The sequence below is a fragment of the Olivibacter sp. SA151 genome (assembly GCF_054130995.1).
In genome coordinates this window covers 2,167,141-2,188,596 of record NZ_CP096391.1, presented here as the reverse complement: position 1 = coordinate 2,188,596, position 21,456 = coordinate 2,167,141, and the positions used below count along the sequence as shown (strand labels likewise).

The 21,456-nt window shown below is 39.5% G+C and carries 18 protein-coding genes; 10 read left to right on the top strand and 8 right to left on the bottom strand.

The window, feature by feature from the left end; all coding sequences use genetic code 11:
* Window positions 1-10: 10 nt before the first annotated feature.
* Complete coding sequence (locus M1D52_RS08930; protein ID WP_437392252.1) at window positions 11-649, bottom strand: CatA-like O-acetyltransferase; 639 nt, start codon at window positions 647-649, stop codon at window positions 11-13.
* 72 nt (window positions 650-721) lie between these two features.
* On the opposite strand from M1D52_RS08930, the gene M1D52_RS08925 reads away from it, so the two are divergent.
* Both M1D52_RS08925 and M1D52_RS08920 read left to right on the top strand, forming a co-directional pair.
* Window positions 722-1,711, top strand: a complete 990-nt coding sequence (locus tag M1D52_RS08925; RefSeq protein ID WP_437392250.1) for a helix-turn-helix transcriptional regulator — start codon at window positions 722-724, stop codon at window positions 1,709-1,711.
* Window positions 1,712-1,842: 131 nt separating this feature from the next.
* Window positions 1,843-3,285, top strand: coding sequence for a WG repeat-containing protein (locus tag M1D52_RS08920; RefSeq protein WP_457941733.1), 1,443 nt, complete (start codon window positions 1,843-1,845; stop codon window positions 3,283-3,285).
* A gap of 5 nt (window positions 3,286-3,290) precedes the next feature.
* On the opposite strand, the gene M1D52_RS08915 is transcribed toward M1D52_RS08920, so the two are convergent.
* The 3 genes from M1D52_RS08915 to M1D52_RS08905 form a co-directional block, all read right to left on the bottom strand.
* Window positions 3,291-3,848, bottom strand: a complete 558-nt coding sequence (locus tag M1D52_RS08915) for a DedA family protein (RefSeq protein ID WP_165447088.1) — start codon at window positions 3,846-3,848, stop codon at window positions 3,291-3,293.
* A 235-nt stretch (window positions 3,849-4,083) separates the two neighbouring features.
* Window positions 4,084-4,563 (bottom strand): DinB family protein, encoded by a 480-nt coding sequence (locus M1D52_RS08910; protein WP_377610855.1) that lies wholly within the window; start codon window positions 4,561-4,563, stop codon window positions 4,084-4,086.
* A 50-nt stretch (window positions 4,564-4,613) separates the two neighbouring features.
* The gene (locus tag M1D52_RS08905; protein ID WP_437392246.1) at window positions 4,614-5,405 is read right to left on the bottom strand and encodes an SDR family NAD(P)-dependent oxidoreductase; all 792 of its coding nucleotides are present in this window, start codon (window positions 5,403-5,405) and stop codon (window positions 4,614-4,616) included.
* A gap of 236 nt (window positions 5,406-5,641) precedes the next feature.
* On the opposite strand from M1D52_RS08905, the gene M1D52_RS08900 reads away from it, so the two are divergent.
* The 4 genes from M1D52_RS08900 to thiD all read left to right on the top strand — a co-directional run bounded on the left by M1D52_RS08900 (window position 5,642) and on the right by thiD (window position 10,100).
* The gene (locus M1D52_RS08900) at window positions 5,642-5,845 is read left to right on the top strand and encodes a hypothetical protein (RefSeq protein WP_437392245.1); all 204 of its coding nucleotides are present in this window, start codon (window positions 5,642-5,644) and stop codon (window positions 5,843-5,845) included.
* Between the two features lie 331 nt (window positions 5,846-6,176).
* A complete protein-coding gene (locus tag M1D52_RS08895) occupies window positions 6,177-7,754 on the top strand; it encodes a cellulase family glycosylhydrolase (protein WP_437392243.1) in 1,578 nt (525 codons plus the stop codon).
* A 165-nt stretch (window positions 7,755-7,919) separates the two neighbouring features.
* Entirely contained in the window at window positions 7,920-9,050 is a 1,131-nt protein-coding gene (locus M1D52_RS08890) for an acyltransferase family protein (RefSeq protein ID WP_457941732.1), read from the top strand.
* A gap of 183 nt (window positions 9,051-9,233) precedes the next feature.
* Entirely contained in the window at window positions 9,234-10,100 is an 867-nt protein-coding gene (thiD, locus tag M1D52_RS08885; RefSeq protein ID WP_377610861.1) for a bifunctional hydroxymethylpyrimidine kinase/phosphomethylpyrimidine kinase, read from the top strand.
* Between the two features lie 82 nt (window positions 10,101-10,182).
* Here thiD and M1D52_RS08880 read toward each other — a convergent pair whose 3' ends face one another.
* Window positions 10,183-13,065: a glycoside hydrolase family 2 protein gene (locus tag M1D52_RS08880; protein ID WP_437392241.1), complete on the bottom strand. Its 2,883-nt coding sequence runs from the start codon at window positions 13,063-13,065 to the stop codon at window positions 10,183-10,185.
* Between the two features lie 275 nt (window positions 13,066-13,340).
* Here M1D52_RS08880 and M1D52_RS08875 point away from each other — a divergent pair, with 275 nt between their 5' ends.
* The 3 genes from M1D52_RS08875 (at window position 13,341) to M1D52_RS08865 (ending at window position 15,977) form a co-directional block, all read left to right on the top strand.
* Window positions 13,341-13,742, top strand: a complete 402-nt coding sequence (locus M1D52_RS08875) for a VOC family protein (protein WP_130858421.1) — start codon at window positions 13,341-13,343, stop codon at window positions 13,740-13,742.
* A 94-nt stretch (window positions 13,743-13,836) separates the two neighbouring features.
* Window positions 13,837-14,259: a VOC family protein gene (locus M1D52_RS08870; protein WP_013667730.1), complete on the top strand. Its 423-nt coding sequence runs from the start codon at window positions 13,837-13,839 to the stop codon at window positions 14,257-14,259.
* A gap of 131 nt (window positions 14,260-14,390) precedes the next feature.
* A complete protein-coding gene (locus M1D52_RS08865; protein ID WP_130858422.1) occupies window positions 14,391-15,977 on the top strand; it encodes a response regulator in 1,587 nt (528 codons plus the stop codon).
* A gap of 20 nt (window positions 15,978-15,997) precedes the next feature.
* On the opposite strand, the gene M1D52_RS08860 is transcribed toward M1D52_RS08865, so the two are convergent.
* Window positions 15,998-18,154, bottom strand: coding sequence for a GH92 family glycosyl hydrolase (locus M1D52_RS08860; RefSeq protein ID WP_437392240.1), 2,157 nt, complete (start codon window positions 18,152-18,154; stop codon window positions 15,998-16,000).
* 472 nt (window positions 18,155-18,626) lie between these two features.
* Between M1D52_RS08860 and M1D52_RS08855 the strand changes: the two genes are divergently transcribed.
* On the top strand, window positions 18,627-19,031 hold the full coding sequence (locus M1D52_RS08855; RefSeq protein ID WP_013667733.1) for a helix-turn-helix transcriptional regulator: 405 nt from the start codon (window positions 18,627-18,629) through the stop codon (window positions 19,029-19,031).
* An 86-nt stretch (window positions 19,032-19,117) separates the two neighbouring features.
* Here M1D52_RS08855 and M1D52_RS08850 read toward each other — a convergent pair whose 3' ends face one another.
* Window positions 19,118-20,767 carry a PepSY-associated TM helix domain-containing protein gene (locus tag M1D52_RS08850; RefSeq protein WP_377610869.1) on the bottom strand — a complete coding sequence of 550 codons (1,650 nt, stop codon included), beginning with the start codon at window positions 20,765-20,767 and terminating at the stop codon, window positions 19,118-19,120.
* 6 nt (window positions 20,768-20,773) lie between these two features.
* The gene (locus M1D52_RS08845; RefSeq protein WP_130858425.1) at window positions 20,774-21,052 is read right to left on the bottom strand and encodes a hypothetical protein; all 279 of its coding nucleotides are present in this window, start codon (window positions 21,050-21,052) and stop codon (window positions 20,774-20,776) included.
* Window positions 21,053-21,456 lie beyond the last annotated feature (404 nt).

The following is a 21,456-nucleotide window of genomic DNA, read 5'->3' as shown; positions in this document are numbered from 1 at the left end:
AATGCTTAAGCTACATTTCCAGATATCCCTGAAATGTGGTAACGAACTTGCCAACATCAACCCCATCACACAGCGCATGATGTACATGTATAGACATGGGAAGCAAGATCTGATCATTTTGAAATAGGTATTTCCCAAAGGTGATTTTTGGTATGCCATTGTCTTGCCCCCCATATAAAGCATGTTCCATTTGTGTAAAGGAAATGTAGGGCAGCACCGAATAGTGTATAACATCCCGGCAATTTGCATTCGTTTGTAATCCACGCGACTGCTTTTCTAAATTAATTTGTTTTTTTAGTTCTACTTGAAAGCGCTCAAATTCATCGTAAAAATCAAAATAGGCAAAGCCGAAAGTTTCGTCAGGCCTGATGACGGTAATGGACCCGCCAATTTCGTGATACTCCAGGACGTTGTTGTCATGTATGCGATAACGAAAAGCCTGCACTTCGTTAGCCGCCCGCAGTGATAAGTATAAATAATAGCAAAAAAACGAGACATTATAAGTCTTACAATATGCAAAAGCTTTCGTACAATTTAACTGCGTGGTGACACCCCAGAACGGTTTTTCAAAGGATCTAAAAAAGTCGTAATGAGCTTGCCGTTTCCAGTTCAGCGTATTGACTTGGTTATAAGAAACTTCTTTTTTCATGCGACAAATATCTATTTTTGCTCGTGGAGCCTTGGTGCAAAAAAGGATTTTAAACAGCGCAAACGGATTTTTATGTATACCTTATATAGCCATGAATTCACCCAATTAGTGGACCGGCAATTTGCTGATTCGGAAAAAGGTCAGTATAAAGCGTTAAAGCATGTCGGTCAATTTAATGCTATAACGCGTACGTCCAACAACAGCCATTTTAACATACTTCAATTCGAGTCGTCCTTTCAGGAGGAAGTACGTGTCGTTAACTTTCGAGACTTCAATCATACCAGCTTCCACTTCCAACTTGAAGGGCATTCGAACGCGCGTATCTCTTGTTTCGGGGATGCGCTACCCATGAAGCAGGGTGAATTTAATGTAATGAATTGTATTGATCCTATCAGTAATTTCTCGTTTCCAAAACAGAAAGACTATAGTTATATATGCCTAGGGATTAATCAACAATACCTTACATCACTATTGGAACAGTGCGGAGCCGAATGGCAGAAAATAGCTAAAAAGCTAGCAAAAGACCAACCCTTTACTTTATTTGACAAACCAAAGCATTTTGGCTCCTTACTAAAACAAACCCTTTACGCAATCATTCATCCTCCGGTGGCCGATTCTTTAATTTCTACCTATGTCCCCCATAAAATTGAAGAATTGATATTACTTATCCTAAATGAATCATCGCTTAGTCAGAAAAGAAACACTTTTCCTTTCAGTCAACGCGACGTCGACTTACTTCACGATTTAAAAATATACTTAGACGATAATTTCCTGAAGCAGCATAACCTTTCCGGGCTGGCCAGACAGGCCGGTATCAATGAATTCAAACTAAAGAAAGGCTTCAAAATCTTATTTAACTATTCAGTGTTTGGCTACATCAACCATTTGCGTATGCAATATAGTTATAAACTCCTCCAAGCAAGAGTTCTTCCTTTGGGTGCAATTGCGGCCTTGGTTGGCTATCAATCTGATGCCTCCTTTATACGTGCCTTTAAAAACTATTATGGGTACGCGCCGAATAAAAGTAAGCCCCTTGGAAATGGTTGTTTTCAGGGATTATAGAAATGAGTTTCCTGTACTAATTTTGATGTAGAAATCATACATCAACAATGGCTACCTGGAGCTTTAGCTACACTTTTTTTATTTCAGTTGTTTTCTGTTGCTCCATGCACGCCTGTCAAAGCAAAACGAAGGTGATCGCAACCACTGTAGAAACCAATTCCCTTCAGCTATATCCTTATCTTGGCAGCAATGGACTTTATGGTTACTCTGACACGGCGATGCGCTTGGTGGTTTCCCCATGTTATATTACTGCGAATAAGTTTACTCATACCGGTTTTGCCGTTGTACAAGATACGACACTGCAATATGGTGTCATCAACACTCTTGGGAATATCGTTGTGCCTATAAAGTATAAACATATTTATCTTCAAGAACTGGACAACTACACGTTAATGTGGACGGAAGAGACTTATACTACGCGATGGCGTTTCTGGAATTGGCGCTTTCTTCCCGGTCTTTCGCTTATGGGATCTTCAAAAAATGATAACCGTTTATTTGACACCAAGGTTAACATGTCTAAACTAAAAATCACTATTATTGAAAACAAGCAAGTTATTTATGATAATGAAGTACAGACTTCTGAAAGCTATCGTTACCACATGGAGGTTAATAATTTGGGCGACGGATATTTTTTACACAAAAGAAAATTATATCAACTAAATGATGGCAAAGCAAAGGTCATAAGCAACCATATTGAAAATGTTATTGGATATGACCAATTGTTTCAAGTTAACGGTAACAACTATTATATCACCGATCGAAATAACCGAAAAACAGATGGACGGATATTTAGAAAAAAAGACAGTTTAATTTATACTGTTAAAGGCGAAAGCCATGCCATTAAACTGCATAAAGACGACTATCTTTACCAAAATATCGCGCAAGTGTTTGAAGATACAGAAGGCAAGCAGTACCTCTTCCCTGAAATGAAGATAGCATTTCCCCAATCTGTCGAAACTCTAATTGATGATCATATTTTAGCTGATTCGGTATTACAGCAAGCGATGTTATTAGCGCCCATTGCCGGAACAAATTGCTTCTTAGTACGCTCGTTCGACCAAATAACCGGCCAGATTAAACACAAAGTTCTTCAATCGGATGGAAGGTGGGTGTCCCAACCTTCCGGCGAACATAATTTTACATTACGTTATCCTACCGGCGATATCGTATGGCCCGAATTATCCACTGTAATCAATCCAAATGCTTTGAAAGATTTTCGTGCCATTGCTTACGAAGATGTATCCGAAAATATGCATTGGTTGATCATAACTCTTAAGCGAGGCGATCACCAGAGACAAGGCCTTTGGAATAAACAGGAAAATCGTTGGATTTGGAATCCCGATAATTATAGCATCCGCTGCTTGGATGCCGAAAAGGGGTTATGGTCTTTTAGGCCTGAACGTGAAAAGGCCTACGGTATTTATCGTCCAAAAACAGGTGAGGTTTTAATTACCCCGACCTATTTTGACATCAATAGCGATGGGATGGTTACCTTAAAGGAGAACGGACAATATATACGTTTCTACGTCGATTTTGAGAGCTTACAGGAATATCGGGATAAAATCAGGAAATAAATCAGTTATGCATTCTTAACAATTTTCACTAATCGCACAAGAACCGGTGATGTTAGTAAAAGAATAAGACCTATGGTGATATAGTTGAGATAGGGCTTCAACATTGGCACTTTGCCTATTAAATATCCTGTGAGTGAAAACCCAACTACATAAAAAAGGGAACCTACAGCTGCATACAGTAAAAACTTATTGAAATGGACCTTAGTAATACCGGCAACAATAGGCACAAAAGTACGAACCACAGGAAAAAATAAAGCAACAGCAATTGCTAAAGAGCCATGTTTTTGAAAGAACCGCTGTGCACTTATTAAGTAGGTTTGCTTAAAGAATCGGGAATCTTGTCGCGTATGCAGATATGGTGCTATTTTTTTACCGAATATATATCCCGTTATATTGCCGGCAATAGCAGCGATAGTTAGCAGCATACATAGTGTCGGCAGGTCATAATGATATCTACCGGCTGCAATTAGCACACCGGCGGTAAACATAAACCCACCACTCGGTAAGAAAAAGAGAAAAATCAACCCGATCTGTCCATAAACAGAAAAAATCAAAAACAACATGCCCCCCTGGTTTAGCAACGCTTCCATATCAAACATGACACAAACATACTAAATTCAGTATTTGCAAAAGAAGAATATGGTCTTACGCGCAGGAGGTAATTGTGTTGATACGCAAAAAACAAGCAAAGGAGCCTTTCATCCCAAAAAAAGCACTATTCATCCCAATTAATTGCGTCAGGACAGTTAATTATTGCAAAGGAAATATGAGGTTGGACCTTGACCCAACTCTTCTTCCTCAACTAATTATATCTGTATCAATAGGTTGATATCCAAGGCATCTACTTATACTTAGTATTTGTCCTTTATGATGAAACTCATGAGTAATAACATGGCTAAATAGGTGAAAAGGACTTAGTGTACATAGACGGCCATTTCGCATAAAAGTAACGCCCAATTTTTTCTGCCTGCTATTTTTTATGAAGGCATCAACATGAACATCTATGTCCAAATAGATAGGAATAACGTCTTTCATAGAGCTAACCACTTCCTCCTTCAAAAAATCCGTGTTTAATGCCATGCCACGACATACGATCCAAGCTTTGTAGGTATTAACTACATGGACTAGCAAGCTCCGCACACTACCTCCATTACCAAAAAAAGAAATTGGCTTTACAAAATCCTCGGTTACGAACGTGCTGCAATAGTCAAATAGTTTTTTCCGTGAATGCTTCACCCATTGATATTGGTGCTCCATATATTCATTTAATGATTCCATTGATTCCAATTATTGTTTGTATGTGAATCTTTCTCTCCATTACATAAGGTTCAAATGTCTGTTTTATAATTCAACGCAGTAGTTGTGCCAATTGTTACATCGATGGTGGTACCTGTAATACTTTTCGCCATATCTGACACTAAAAACGACGCTGTAGAAGCAATGTCATGCATAGACGGTAACTCTTTTAACATCGTATCAGATTTCATCTTTTTGATTACTTCTATGATTCGATCGCCACCAAAAGCTAAGGCCTCCTTAAAGGGGCGCGAATCTAAGGATCCTGCCGATCGTATGTTAACTACTCTTACCCCTAAAGGTCCTAATTCGGCTGCCAGATTTTTGGAAAAGGTTTCGACAGCCGAACATATGGGCCCGAAGCCTCCCACTTTGGGGTAACCTATTCCGCCGGGAGTTGCCGTTAAAGTTAATATCACCCCGTAACCTTGTTTAGCCATGATTCTCCCGGCAGCCGTAGCAGTTAGAAAATGAGTTTGCATCGCCGTCGTTATCGGACGAACAAAGTCGTCTAACGACATATCAATCAGATCAACATCCTGCAGCACTTCAAACCCCGCAAGATTAAAGGAAGCATCGATTCGCTTCGTTTTCTTTAGTGTCTTGATAAGGTGTTTTTCAATTGCCCCCTTGTCTAGGGCATCAACTTCGGCTGCTTCGGCAAAACCGCCTGCTTCATTTATTTCTCGTGCGACTTCTTCGGCCGGCGTCAAGTGGCGGTTGCTTAAGAACAGCTTTGCACCAGCTTGAGCCATTGTTTTGGCTACGGCACCGGCAAGCGACTGGCTGGCTCCGTAAATTACTATTACTTTGTCTTTTAACATAATTTGGCTTTTTAATATCAGCACAAATATACAAGTCGTAAATTAGCTGGCCCTACTATTACGCTTTTATGAAGTGTATTGTGAATTTTAAAAAAGTTTAGTTGCCTTTTCTAAATTTTTCGTAACTTGTAATCACGCTATAATAACATTTATTTAAAGATTTGCTAAAGTAGTTTTTGAATTTTTGCGAGCGGACAACTTACCCTATTCTTTGGATATAAAACAAAAGTACTGGCATGCAAACGACAACAAAAGACCTATCCGAACTATTGAAGGCCCGTGATCAAATGATGGCGGCAATAGCCTTTACCATTGCAAAGGATATTAAATCTGAGAAAGCAGTGGAAGTAACTCAGCAGAAAGAACAAGCAATTTCGCTTCATTTGTTAGATTTAATTAACATCGATGTAAGTGATGAATACCAACACCAGGCTCTCTGAGCTAATGTTTACTCACCACCCGCCCCAATGCCTGTCTTATTGGCCAATAGGCATATATAAACATGCTTCGTTCACGAATGTATTTTCTAAAAAGGCTATGAAAAGGCCTTTAACCTTGTCTCACGGATGATACAAATTGCGTCTTTATAGGACTGCATCAAAATCCACCATAGCATGAAGCATGTATCGTCAGTTGGCTAATTATGTAAATGTGTAATTAATTAGTTTATTATTTTAAAACAAAAAAGCTTTTTTTTGCATTTTATACTATACATTTATTAGAGGCAGCTAATGTCCTCAAGGATATTAACATTTATAAACCAAAACGATTATGATATCCCCAATTAATCTCTGTAAAAGAAAATTGATGGGCTGTGTGTTCATTGGGATGACAGTCCTGTTGACATCTTGTGAAACAAAGCCGATAGAGCCCGGTGAACTTCTTTCCCAAAAACAGACCTTTAGCTCACTTAAGCGAACTAGTTCACCGTTACCTTCGTTACATGTAGACGGCAATCAAATTAAAGATGCTTTCGGAAATCCTGTTACACTTAGGGGTTTTTCACTCCTTCCAAACGAAAGCAACGATGAATGTACCACCTGTAGCCCACGACCGATTAGTGAAATGTTAGCATTACAGGCTAATGCTGCCCAAGGATGGTTTTCGCGAGTTGTGCGCATCGGTGTTCATCAAAGTTACAGCGATCCTGCCAGTGCTTTTGCAAATCACATTGATCCTTTTGTGCAACAGGCCATTTCGTTAGGCTTATATGTTATTGTTGATCTTCATCTTGTCGCAAATTATGGTGATGGAGGGACGCCACAGTCAAAAGTGATCGACTTCTGGCGTTATGTAGCGCCACACTATGCCAATAATCCGGAAGTGATTTTCGAGGTGTACAATGAGCCAATTAGTCCCGATAATTGGACGACATGGAAAAATTTTATTCAACCTGTTGTCGATACTATCCGAGCAGTTGCACCTAATAATCTCATCCTCATGGGTAACCCACAATGGAGCACACGGGTCAACGAAGCCGTTTCTGACCCTTTTGATGATCCAAATATGGCTTATGTGTATCATATTTATCCTAATCAGCCGGCAACTACTAGCAGTTTGGATGCTCGATTTGGTAATGCTGCAAATAGCATTCCTATTGTTATAACTGAATTTGGATGGAATGCTGACCCAAATTATTCCGACAATGTCACTTATGGCACGTCCGGCGGTTGGGGCAAACAGTTCCGTACGTATATGGATGGCCACGCCCATATCGGTTGGCTTAACTACATTTTTGACAATTATTGGAAACCACAGATATTCGACTGGAACTGGAATTTAATGAGCGGCGAAAATCAAGGAAAGTTTATACGGGACTGGCTTTTCGAATTGCAAAATCACAATCAGGCGGGCGGTTTTACACCCGGACCACAAACGGCGTTTAAGGTGCATAACATTCCTGGCAGAATGGAAATTGAAGATTTCGATGAAGGCGGCCAAGATATCTCCTATCATGAAACGACCTTCGACAATCAGGGAGGAAATGTTTACCGTAACACACCGGTTGACCTAGGTACCACAAATGATGGCGGCGGTGGATATACGCTTGGTTATATAAATACGGGCGAGTGGCTTGCTTACACCTTATCAAATACAGCTGCCGGCACCTACGACATCAACCTGCGTGTAGCAAGTGGCGATGCAGCCGCCGGAAAAAAAATCACCGTAAAGCTTGATAACGTTCCACTCGGAACAGTCGATATTACAAGTACCGGTGGTTGGGAGACCTATCAGAACTTTACGTTAAGTGATGTGACGGTACCATCGGGCAGTAATAAAATTCTTCGACTGGAATTTGAAGGCATCGGCTACAATGTAAACTGGGTTGAATTTTTGTCGAATCCCTAATTTATTCTTCTTGTCTCTATCAATATCATCAAAGAAAAATAATTGTAATTGTAAGCTGTTTTTGTAAATTGCACGTAAAAGCAATCCGATTCCATCGCCACTTAGTACGGTGAATTGGATTGTTTTATGCTTAAACTTCAACAACTAATAAGCCGAGCGCAGCTAATGAAGGAACAGAAATTACGATTCACTGCCCTGGATGTATTTCGGGGAATGACAATATGTTTCATGATAATTGTAAACAGTCCAGGGTCAGGTGCAACACCGTATTGGCCTTTGAACCATGCAACATGGCATGGTTTTACTCCTACGGATCTTGTCTTTCCTTCATTCTTATTTGCCGTTGGGAACGCACTTTCATTTTCTGAAAGGAAATTTCAGTATCTCTCATCCAAACAGGTACTTTTGACCATTTTCAAAAGAGCGGCATTGATTTTTTTATTAGGCTTTTTAATGTATTGGTTCCCCTTTTTTAAAATAACGGAGCAACATGAAATCATATCTTTCCCTTTACATGAGACTCGTGTATTTGGCGTTTTACAGCGTATTGCCTTATGTTATCTTTTTACAGCCCTAGCGGTGTACTATGTTCGAAGGAAGTATCTTGTTTGGCTTGCGATTGCATTATTATTAATATATTGGGTCATCCTACTAATTTTTGGCACGGATGCGCCCTATTCATTAGAGGGAAATGCCATATTCAAACTCGACCTATGGCTTCTTGGCGAGTCTCATTTATATCATAGCCACGGAATTATTTTTGATCCGGAAGGTTTGTTGAGCACAATACCTGCTATTACCAATGCAATTGCAGGGTATTTGGTCGGTAAGTATTTACAAGAAAAGGGCGGAACGGTACAGAGCCTTGGTAAATTGTTGATTATTGGCGCTATCGGTGTATTGATAGCCTTGGTATGGAACCAGGTGTTTCCTATAAATAAAAAAATATGGTCCAGTTCATTTGCGCTATTAACGATTAGCTTAGACCTACTAATTCTTCCTTTGTTGGTTCCAATTTCAGAAAACGATAATGGCGTCCCAAGAAAATGGACTAATTTCTTTATTATCTTTGGAAAAAATCCGCTATTCGTATACCTATTATCCGAAATTGTTTTGATCAGCCTATTTTTAATACCTTTAGGTGGAACTTCGCTGTTTGATTACATCAATATACATTTGTTTCAGAAATTACTCCCCGGTCCGGCAGGATCGTTATTATTTGCATTATGCTATATGCTTTTCTGTTGGAGTGTTGGGTGGCTACTTGATCGCAAGAAGATTTATATAAAAGTCTAACGAGAATGGGCACATCACAAATATGATGCAATTACTCTGCTGAACGAAATCAAGTAAAGACTTGTTTTTACCCTTATTAAAGATTTGTACATTCGCATTAGCTTTAATTCTGCTAAGAAGCGTGGAGTGCATGCTCTGAAGTTGATCGCACTGAAATAGTGAAGAAAAGTAATAATACGTTAAATGCAAAAAGAGTATATATACCCTATTGCCATGACAATTGCCGGCTTTGACGGTAGTGGTGGCGCAGGAATTCAGGCAGACATCAAAACCTTCTCCGCATTGGGATGCTTTGCTACCTCGGTGTTAACAGCACTTCCCGTTCAAAACACACAAGGGGTTCAAGCGATTTATGCCATCCCGGATCGGGCCATACAGGAACAGATAAGGGTTCTATTGAGCGACATTTTTCCGAAAGCTATAAAAATTGGAATGGTGCACACAGCAACTTTAGTGGATGTCATCGTAGAAACCCTTTCAGAATATCCAAAAGTTCCGCTTATTTTCGATCCCGTGATGGTAGCAAGCAGCGGACATCGACTAGTACAAGACGCAACTGTGGCTACTATTGTGGAAAAGCTAATTCCGAAAACCGATCTTATTACCCCCAATATCGATGAGGCTGCTGTACTTGCCGAAATGAAAATCAGCTCCCTGGATGATATGTATATTGCCGGCGAACGGATTTTGAAACTGGGAGCTACGAATGTTTTATTGAAAGGAGGCCACTTGCAGTCGTCTACGCTTACGTCCTTATATTTCGACAATCAAGGTAAAGTCCATTCCTATGAGTCAGCTAAACTGGAAACGAATAATCTACATGGAACAGGCTGCACGCTATCATCTGCTATTACAAGCTTCTTAGCCCGGGATTTCCCTATGGAAAGCGCAATAGTTGCGGGACAGTGCTATACGTACAAAGCTATCAAAAACGGAATGGATGTCTTAACGGGTAAAGGGCGCGGCCCTTTAAATCATTTTTTCGATCCTGAAAAATTAATAAAAAACGCTTTTCTTTCGGAGAGCGAGCAAGATCAAAAAAACAGGTAAAGCCCGTGTGAATCCTATTAATTATTAACGCCTGAGCAACCGATATGTTAGACTTTCACACGAGGCCGTCTAGGCAAGGCTACTACTGCAATTTAGGATCGAAATCAAATATCAGTTTCCCTTCAATGGCGTTAAAGCCCACTCTATTCAGTTGTCCTTGAGGCCCGTGATCCACGGCTCGGTCAAATTTGGTACCGATGGCATTAATCGCGTGCAAAAATGAAATGTCACCATCAGGAAAATCGGGAGAATTGTTTTCATTCCTTGCGCCTTTTGGTTTTTCCGGTGTGTACAACCGCAAAAACAGTTTATCACTTCCGTTATATACAATAAAATCCTTTGCTTTATTTTTTATTACAACCCAGTTGAAATCGCGATAATAGCCCTTAAACTCCGGATAATCCCATGATTCGCCCGTGACCGTATTATTGTACTTTTTGTTCCAAACACCGAAGGTATTTCCCTTCATCCGATTTTTCCATACCCTATAGGGGCCTCGTCCCATATACCGAACACCGGTAATTAAATTTTCAGGAAAATTAAAGTTAATTCCTAAAAAGGGATACTCGTTATGCGGATTGGAATTATAAACATTGTATGCATATTCCAATGTTAATAAGCCGTTCGGAGCCAATATATAACGAACCTTCTTCCAAGCACCGGTATACTGAACATCCACATAAAGGCTGTCTCCTTTTTTGTAATGTTTCATACCTACATAAGATGCCTTTCCTACCGCCAATTGCGGGCCGTTAGTCAAAGGAATTACCGTGCCGTTACTAATCACACTTTGCAGTAAGCCACTTTTTGTATCAAAGGCAATGGTAGTTTTATTCGATTGTAAACGTAAAGTATTATTAGCTTCGTCAACGGAAATAGGCCAGCTTATTTTTGTGCTGAGCCATCTTTCATTCATTTCAGTTGGTGATTTTAGTGACCAAGTCCAAGTGAAAATCTCCCGGCCATAAGGATCTTTAGCGGTAAGTGCTAAAACATCGGTCTTCGCTAAATCATGCTGAAAGGGTAAGCGTAAATAGCCGTTTTGCTGAGGCTCTACATTGGGTCCTTGTAAATCACCTTTCTCAAGAATTTTCACGGTGGTATCTGATTCATATGGTGCCGGTAATTGCCGACATTCATAGCTAAACCTAATCTGATTGAGATTGGTATAAAGGTAATCATTGCTGAGCGGAAGTAAGCCATCAAAGTTTTGGGGAAGCTTATCAAGAGCTATCTTTATAGGTGACCAAATCTCTTTAATAGTATAAAAACTCCCTTCTTTTTCACGATAAGGTCCAAGTATTCCATCGGGTGCCAAGTTACCTTTTATATCCATGCGTCCTTCCTGATCCAAACGCACAACCCCTTCGTCTGCAAAGGACCATAAAAAGCCTCCGGCAGATAATGGTTTACTTCTCATCAGGTTCCAGTGATCTTCCAGCCCGGCACCGTGCCCTCCGTCATAGAGTCCGTGTAAGAATTCAGTAGGAAAAAATACTTCTTTTCCATTATACAACGATCCGACACAGCAATCATAAGCTCTGTAATGCTGTGTGTCGGTACCTTCAAAATTATTCCAAGGGTGTATAACGGTGCGCTTTTGTGGGTCATATTTTGCGTAATCGGCAACGAGCTCGTGATTATTCCCCCCTTCGTTTCCGTTAGCCCAGATAACGATAGAAGGATGATTTACGTCCTTCATAACCATTTCTTTAAGTAATTTACGTCCGACGCTGGTATCGTATTTTTTTTGCCAGCCTGTCAATTCATCAATCACAAACAGTCCGAGCGAGTCGCAAACATCTAAAAAATGAGCGTCCGGAGAATAATGAGACATACGAACCGCATTCATATTCATGTCTTTTATAAGATTGACATCTAACTCACTGATTTCCTTGCTCATTGTTCTGCCAGAGGTAGGCCATGCGCTATGTCTGTTAACGCCTTTAAAACGCACTTTCACGCCATTCACGAAAAAGCCTTCTCCACGTCTCAACTCAGCGGTTCGAAAGCCAAACTTTTCGACCTTGCTGTGAATGATTTTGCCTTTATCGTCTCTTAATCTAACAACTACCTGATAACGGTTGGGAAATTCAGGCGACCATAATGCAGGTTTAGTTACTTTATTATTCAGTGTTACTTTCCCTGATTTGTGATCGAGTTTCGCTTGAAATGCTTCGCCAACAAGCTTTCCGTCTAAATCGCTTATCTGCGCTTCCACATATCCATGTGCTAACTTTCCTTCTGTGTGTACGTCCATCACGAAATTGCCATCTGCTCTAGCATCAATAGCCGTCCATTCTATATGTGTCTGCGGCGTAATTTCTAAATATACGGGACGAAAAATACCGCCGAACACCCAGAAATCTGACATCCGTTCGGCACGATTGACCGAAGTATCGGCCGATATTTTGCTGACTTTAACTTCCAAAAGGTTATCTCCCGTTTTCTTCAGTAATTTAGTGATATCATATTTAAATCGATAAAAAGAACCTTGATGAATAGCTCCCGCGATTTTACCATTAATCTTCACTTCTGTATCGGTCATTGAACCTTCAAAGACTATTTTCACGGTTTTATTTTTCCACGTCGGGTTGCTGGGAAATCGATACTTATAATAACCGATTTCGTTTTTACTGAAATCTTCTTCCCAACCATAGTGGTAGGTTCCAAAACCCTGCGTTTCCCAATTCGAGGGCACTCCAATCGTCGTCCACTGCCCACTTTTTGCACCGGAAGAAACCATAAAATCCCAATTTTTAGTATGATCTTTGTCAGTTCCTGAAAGATATTTGACCACTGTTTCCTGACTAAATACCGTTGATCCCGACAGAAAGCACAAAAGGAAGAAGCTTATAAGACCTATTTGTGGCCTACTACAAAAAGCGATTACGGAAATTCTATATTGCTGAAGCATAATTATTGGCTCGATAATGATAAGTGTTAGTTTTACAATTTTCAGCATTTTTGTGCATTAAACAAAATATTGTTTAGATTATCCGCCAAGCGCGACTAAGACCCAAATGTATAGCGTTGTTGCAGACCTTATTGAGTCAGGAAAAATGAGGAGATTTAGTTCATATGCAAAACAAAACAGTTCATTTATCCTTTATAAAAGGAATGTCTTAAATACACCCTAAAAATGGCATAAAGAGCCTCTTCTATTCTCATAAATAGGTAATACCTTTGTTATACGATAATAAGACAAAAAAAAGCTAACAAAAAATAAAACACTGAATTATGAAAAACAATGTTATATGCTGGTTTGAAATATATGTCCGGGACCTAGAAAGGGCAAAGACGTTTTACCGGACAGTTTTAAATAGAACGTTCTTTGATGCTGAATGCGCACCAGGCGAAGCGCCTCAAGAAATGAAGATGACTTTCTTTTCTTCGCCTGATGAGGAGACCGATAAGGTAAGCGGCGCACTGATAGAAATGCCCGGCACAAAAGAAGGCGACGGTGCTTGCGTCAATACCATCGTTTATTTTCCCTGCCAAGATTGCAGTATAGAAGAGAGCCGTGTAGAAGCGGCCGGAGGAAAAGTTCATAAATCGAAATTTTCTATTGGCGAATACGGCTATTGTTCTCTGTGCATGGATACAGAGGGCAACCTCTTTGGCTTGTATTCAATGGAGTAATGAAAGAGAATTTAACCCTTTAGTAATGTGTAACACATAAAACATTAATAGTTTTATAGCTAACAGCTAATAACCTCTAATTAAAATAAATAATATGAAACTCAATCCTTATTTGAACTTCGATGGCCAGGCAGAAGAAGCATTCAAGTTCTATCAATCAGTTTTTGGCGGTGAATTATTTATCCAAAAAATGAGTGCGGCTCCAGGAGGTGAAAATCTTCCTGACCATGAAAAAAACTATGCGATGCATGTCTCTATTCCCATTGGTGAGGGACAATTTTTAATGGCTTCCGATTGTCTAAAATCAGCAGGTCATCAATTAAACGTAGGAAACAACAACTATATCTGTATCACACCTGATAGTCGCGAAGAGGCGGATAGATTATTTAACGGATTGTCGGCTGGAGGAAAAGTCGAAATGCCTATGGCAGACATGTTTTGGGGCGATTACTTTGGTTCATTTGAAGACAGGTACGGTGTTCGTTGGATGATCAATTATAACGAAAAGGCGAAATAACAAATCTTAAGTATTGAAGGAGTGGGAGACGAATCATCTGCCCACTTCCTAACGATTATTCGCCGCTTCCTGAAAAACTCGCGAACCTTCAAATGCCAGAATTGTTATGGTAAAAACAAAGATATTTTACCATGGCTAAAAAATGGTTCCTTGCTGCCAACAAAAAGCAAACGGACGGCAATAGAATGGAAGCACCGCAAAGGATCAATGCGAGTGACGGAATCAACACCTCAGCTTCCCTCGAGACACTCCCTCACGTTTTATTCGCAGATGATGATGCCAATATGCGGGAATATGTTAGTTGTTTACTTAAGACACAATATCGAGTAACCGTAGTTCAGAATGGCATTATGGCTCTTGAGCTAGCAAAAACAACACGACCCGACCTAATATTAAGCGATATTATAATGCCTGGGATGGACGGAATACAGCTATTGCAGGCGTTACGTCAAGATCCGAGAACACATGATATCCCACTCATTCTACTTTCCATAAGAGCGAGCGAAGCGTCAAAAATTGATAGTTTCGACGCCGGTGCTGACGATTATTTAGTAAAACCTTTCACTCCGCCCGAATTATTGGCACGAATTAAAGCGCATATCACGCTTAAGAGAACGAGAAACCAAGCCTATCAGGCTATTAAGAGCAGTGAAGAGCTTCTACAGTCTGTTTTTAACGGCGTGCCAAGCTCGATTGCTGTATATAAAACATGCTATGCTGCAGATAATTCCATCGATGATTTTGAAATGTTCTTATTGAACGATTTAATGTGCCAATCACTTAATCGACCAAAGCACGATATTATTGGAAAACGTTATCGCGAATTATTTCCTACTGCTTCGAAGCTCGATGTATTGGACCTGTTTAAAGAAGTTGTTTATACGGGGCAATCAACTAGTTTTGAACGATGGTACGAAACAAATGGAAAAAATCGCTGCTTGCGATTTAAAGCGAATAAGCTTCATGATTTGTTGATCGTAATAGCGGACGATATGACAGCAGAAAAGCAGTTACAGATAAAGAATGAGCAAATGAAGGCAAAACAGTTAGAGATGGAAGCGCGACAACAAAGAGAAATTTTTCGCGTAACACTTCGGACCCAAGAAGAAGAAAGAAGGCGGATTTCGGAGAATCTACATAATGGACTCGGACAGATGCTATTTAGCATTAAGCTGAATTTAGATACGATTGATTTAAGCGATTCCCTTTTTTCGACTGAGGAGAACCGAAAAAAATTAAAAAATGCGGAATTACTTCTTGCCAATTGTATTCGAGAAAGCCGACGAATTTCTCATGAGCTTATGCCCAGCATTTTAGAAGATTTCGGATTGGAGGCTGCTATTGAAAATATCTGTAGTCAACTTACCGGCCCCTGCAATTTCGTTGCAGAAATCGAACCCATAGTCCCACCGGCTGACCAAGAGATTCAGCTAGCCGTTTATCGTATTGTTCAAGAACTCGCCTTGAACATCGTTAAGCATTCGCAAGCTACCGAAGCCTCTATTAAAATCTATGATTCAAATGAAGGTTTTATCAATGCAACTGTTTCGGACAATGGTATCGGTTTTGATATTCAAAAAGAAGACAACAATGCTACCGGCTTACTCACCATAAAGCACAGAGTAAAAATGTTAAGGGGAAATATACATTGCAGTTCCCAAATTGGTATAGGTACTGCAATAAAAATTTCGCTTCCGAAAACTATCGATACGTATTAGCAAATACAAAGCTTCCCTCATTATTTAGTTTCAACTCTTATTTCACCCCCCTTAAGAAACAAATCGTGCGATACAAAATAACCTTTATTTGGTTTATCATTGACTATAATGTTTTTCAGCGCCCTTCCTTCTCCAGCTTTTATTATAGTAAGTTCTTTACCACCCATTCGATGCCATTTCACTTTATCGAAAAGTGGCACGGTCACAAGGTAAGTCGGATCCGTTGCAGAATATGTGTATAGACCCAATGCACTCAGTACATACCATGAGGACATTTCACCTGCATCATCCATTCCACAAAGGGCTAGCCCCTCATCACCAATACCATAGAGATTATTTAAGATATAATCGATAATGCGTTGCGATTTTTCGGGCTTCTCTATAAAATAATAAGCGAAAGGTGCTTCATGGTCAGGCTGGTTTCCATGGCAATACTGTCCGATCATTGTTTCAACGTTTCTTGCTATATAAGTTGGATTCCATGGGATGGTAAATAACGAATCTAGTTTTGACTCGAACGCTTTCTTTCCACCGTATAATTCAATCAGTCCTTCCATATCATGCGGTGCAAAAAAAGACACTTGCCAAGCATTGGCTTCTCTATACATGTATTCATAATAAGGGTATTGCGGATTGAAAGGGGTTATCCAGTCTCCATTGTCTAATCTGCCCCGCATAAGCTTTGTCGTTGGATCAAATACGTTTCTGTAGTTCTTTGAACGGGCTATCAAACGCTTATAATTGACTTCATCGCCCAGTTTTTTTGCCATTTGCGCAAGCGAATAATCATCATAAGCGTACTCGAGTGTTTTTGAAACACCCGCTTTCCCTTTTGTTTCAACATGCGGGTTTGCGATGTCAGGATCCGATATATAACCTTTCTGTATATACTCATCTACATAAGGGCGGGCACCATTTGACGCATTTGCATTCCGTAATAATAGTTTGTAAGTTCCTTGAACATCAAAATCATTGATGCCACGTAAATAAGCGCCAACTATAGAAGAAGCTCCATGATCACCATGAAAGAAAGTTGGAATAAACCCTGTTTTATCTCCCACGTCTTTCATTGATTTAATGACATCCAATGCGACCTGCGGAGCAAGTAACCCGAGGAGTACGTCCTTATTCCGGTAAGTGTCCCAAAGGGAAGGTTCAGTATAATAGTTGAAATCTGCTTTATCCACGTTTCCTTTTGCGTCGGTAAATTCTCCATTCACGTCGCTACGTAAAGCAGGCCATAACAAAGACCGGTATAGGGATGAGTAAAACATTTCTTTTTGTTTTTTTGTTCCCCCTGTTACTTCTATAGAAGATAATATTTCGTTCCATTGACGGCTAGCCTCCTCTTGAATTTCAACAAAGCTTTTATTACCTATTTCCTGTAAAAGGTTTTGTTTAGCGTTTTCCATGCTAACAAATGACAAACCTATTTTAAGTTCAACAGGTGCTTTACTTTCATTTGTTAAATGAACAAGAGCAAAGCCCTTTGACTTTTCTGTTTGATTCTTCTGGAGCTTTTTTATATCCGTATTCAAAACGGCATAAAAATATATGCGCTCACCTGTTTGTTGATATCCTTGTAGCGTTCTACTATCTATTTGATCAATTTGCCACGCCGACACTCGGTTATTTGCCTTGGCAAGATCGAAGAGTATCTGTCGGTTCATGGTATTTTTATAATCATATGAATGGTACCCACAGCGAAGCGTTGTGGTCAATTTAACATCAACCTGATAATCATCTAAAAATACTTGATAAAATCCAGGTGCGGCTTGCTCGCGTTTATGTGTGAACTTCGAACCGAAAGAATCATCGGGATTAGATATGGGAAGTATGGGAATATTACAAAGATTCCAATGCCCTTTATTTGTATGAGTAAAACCATAAATTACTGTATCTTCATATTCGTAGCCGGCGCCTGAACCATATTCCGTAATCGGACTCAATTGAACCATAGCATTAGGCAAAGAAGCTCCCGGAAATGTAAGACCTGCCCATGACCTCCAACCTGTAGGAAGCTCATAACCAAGAATTTTTGAATCCGTAAGTGGCGCAGTACCGATGAAAGGATTTACATACTGTATATAATTCTGTTTGGTTTGCCCCCTACCGAAAAGAGCGATAAACGATAGAATCATTGTAAAGATTAAGGTTTTTTTTGCTTGGCTATTCATCTTATATTTATGCTTGGCTTTTCAAATATATACATTCAGGTTCTTATACTTACAATGCACCAGAAATGTTACAAAATCGATTTAGCAAACTCAGGAGATTACATTTGAAAAGGACGTTTATGAAGACTTGTCAAAAGAAAAGCCTTCAACCGGGGAGATTGAAGGCTTTATTAACCAATTATAAACCTAAATTATGATATCACAAAACTACGCCATCGTTGGCTTTTTTGCAAAACCTTAACAATCTTTAACATTTCAAGATCATGTTCTCCGATTAATCCAGCTCGTAGGTTCAAATTAGCAGTAGCAACCTATGATCATGCGTAAAATGCCGCGAGGAGGCACAGTTATTTCATATATTATGGTAATATGTGGTAAAAAAACAGGAAATACCCCGTTTATTTCTCTCCTTTTTCCTCTAGTTTTTACACTTTTTTACCCGGTTCTTTGTGTTAACAAAATTATCAACCAAATGAGAAATAATATTGACAAACACTATGGCGAGATCATCGAACGCACTATCAGACGTAATGGTTACAGCATTAGCGAACTGTCGCGATTGATGAAAGTAAATAGACGATCTATTTACAATTGGTTTAATCAAGCTAAGTTTAAATCTGAAATTATTTTTAAGATCGGTTGTGCTTTGAAACACGATTTTTCGAACGAATTTCCCGAGTTATTCTCACCTGCGGATTTCCAGCAGGCATTTAGCAAAAGCAGATCTTTCAGTGACGATTTTTTAGCGAGTGAATTGGAAAAAATAAATTATTGGAAGGATAAATATATATCCTTGTTAGAGGAATATAACGAAATTTTGGCTATAAAAGGCAAGGATGCGCCTACAAGTGCCTACATGAGTCTAAAGCAACTGTAAGGAACAAACCAAGATTCTCACCCTTTATCATTCATGTGCACATCATAATACAGAAAAGGCTATTGCAAAATTACAGTGGCCTTTTATCAATATGTTAAATCTCCGGTATAAGCCTGTTGATCATCAGGGACAGGAACTTGATTGATTCTCTCAACCGGCGCTTTTAAGGCCTGATATTTTTTGATTCTTGCAAAAGCTATAAGCGCCACCAATCCTAATGATATCCAAAGTAGATCAATTAGCAGAATATCCGTTGCATGTCGAGCCCAGGTATTCCATAGCCAATTACCGGAAAAAACGCCGTTAACAACAGGAACCAGCAAAGCTAATATACCGCCTAAAAGTAAAGTCTCTGCATTAGTACGCCTGAGATTTCTTCTAAGAATATAATATAGGCTAATTACCAGCCAACTGCAAAAGTAAATTTGGTAGATTAAGGTTTGATTTACGTTACCAATGAACTTGATTAGGACAAATGAAAAAGCGGTTACAGGGAACATCGTTAGACAGATGGCTAAAAAAACGTTAGACAACCAAAAATTAAATTTTCTCTTATAAGAAGCGACACTGCTTTTGTCGCGCGCAACCAGCCAGATCAAGATACCGGATATAATAACCACACAACCCGCTATTCCCAAAATAAAATTAACAAGTTTTACAAAATACCCCCCATAGTCACCAAAGTGCAATCGATATATAAAGCTTTTAACCGATGCAATGTAGGTTGGCGTATCGTAGGGTGAACGATGGGTCAAGACCTTCCCCGTCTTCAATTCATAAGTAATTTGTCCGGTTCCTGCAAAGCTTTGTTTACGATCTGCCTCTGACTCGATCGACAGTAACATACTTTCATCGCCATAGTTCTTAATAGCTACACGATTGAAGAAAGCACCTGGCCATCTTTTCTGTGTTTGATCCATATATTCTTGAATATTGGGCGTTGACGTTAACGGCTTGCCGATGAAAGTAGCTTCAGCAGCTGTCGCATATTCCAAATCTTGAAATACTTTTTCCATATCGCCTTTATAGAGTAGTTGGCTAAAGGGTGCCAAAAAAACGGTATTAATGATTAAGATAATACCGGTAAGGGCAAAAACGAATTGAAATGGAAAACCGATTACGCCCAAAACTGTGTGTAGATCTGTCCACAGGGTCTTCCATTTAGACCAGGGTCTGAATAGATAAAAATTGGAAACCAACTTGTCCCAGTGTAGCAATAAGCCCGTAATTAACGCAAACAGGAAGAGAAAGGCCACCAGACCTGCAATCAGATAGCCAATGGGGTATCCTATTCGTAGGGGGATCGCCTGATTGAGTTGGGCCAAAAAATGCAAACGATAGAGAAACTCGCCCATATCATACGATTCTTCATAACTTTTTTCCTTACGCTCAGCAAAATCATACCCTATATAAGCCCGCTCTTTTGCTTTAGGATTATGGAGCGTGTCCTTAGAAGGCGCTATATTTATATAGCAATGACTCGTGTTGGGGTAAAGGTAAAAGTTAACATCCCTACCTGCAAGATTGTATTTTGAATCAAGGGAATCCAAGAGTAGTTGATAGGGTAATCCGTGAGATAGTTTTTCATTTACTGATTTGCCGCTTTGCCAAGCGCTGATCTCGTCTTTAAAAAAAGAAAATGAACCGGCGAAAAAAATAACATATAATAGCGATGCTATGATAATGCCGCTTATCGTGTGGGTATGGAAATAAATATTGTAGTTTCGGTTATTCATAACGTGCTATTTTAGTAGGTAGGGTAATAAAAAGACGATGGTTAACGCTAAATAGATGATCCACGGCTTCCACCACGACCTCGAGAGGAAAGCGAAAAGCAATAGTAAGGCCCAAAGCACATAGCCTACTACGGCGCCAGTTACAATAACATTCTTTTTTTCGAGAAAACAAGCGAGCATTAAGAAGAACGAGATCATAACACCGTATCCACCGAAAAAACCCGCACTGATTTTCATCCATCTTTGCCACGGTGAAGAAGTTAAATATTTTTTATTAGCTGGCATGACTAAAAGATAAAGGTTTCAAGAACAATGGAAAAAAAATAAATGGCAAGTAAATGGTGCCATCGAATATAACGTAACGGTGACAACACCACAACAAAACTGGCGCACACCATCAATAGCAGCATTGCACAGAAAATACCAGCCCCTATTCCTAATCGGTTAATCAACAAAACCGATGTCACCAGGATCAAAATTAAGCTAAGCATTCGTGTTAAAATAATTCGTTCTCTGAAGTATATTGCCCGGGCCGGTTTATTCTTACTCGGAACCCGTTGAGAAAGATTATATAAAAGGTAGAAGGCAATAAGAAGTAAAATAAAAACTGTACTGTACATAATCGCCTGATTTTTTACTATTATTAATTAGATTGATTACAAACAATACAAAGGTAAACAAAAAAGTGT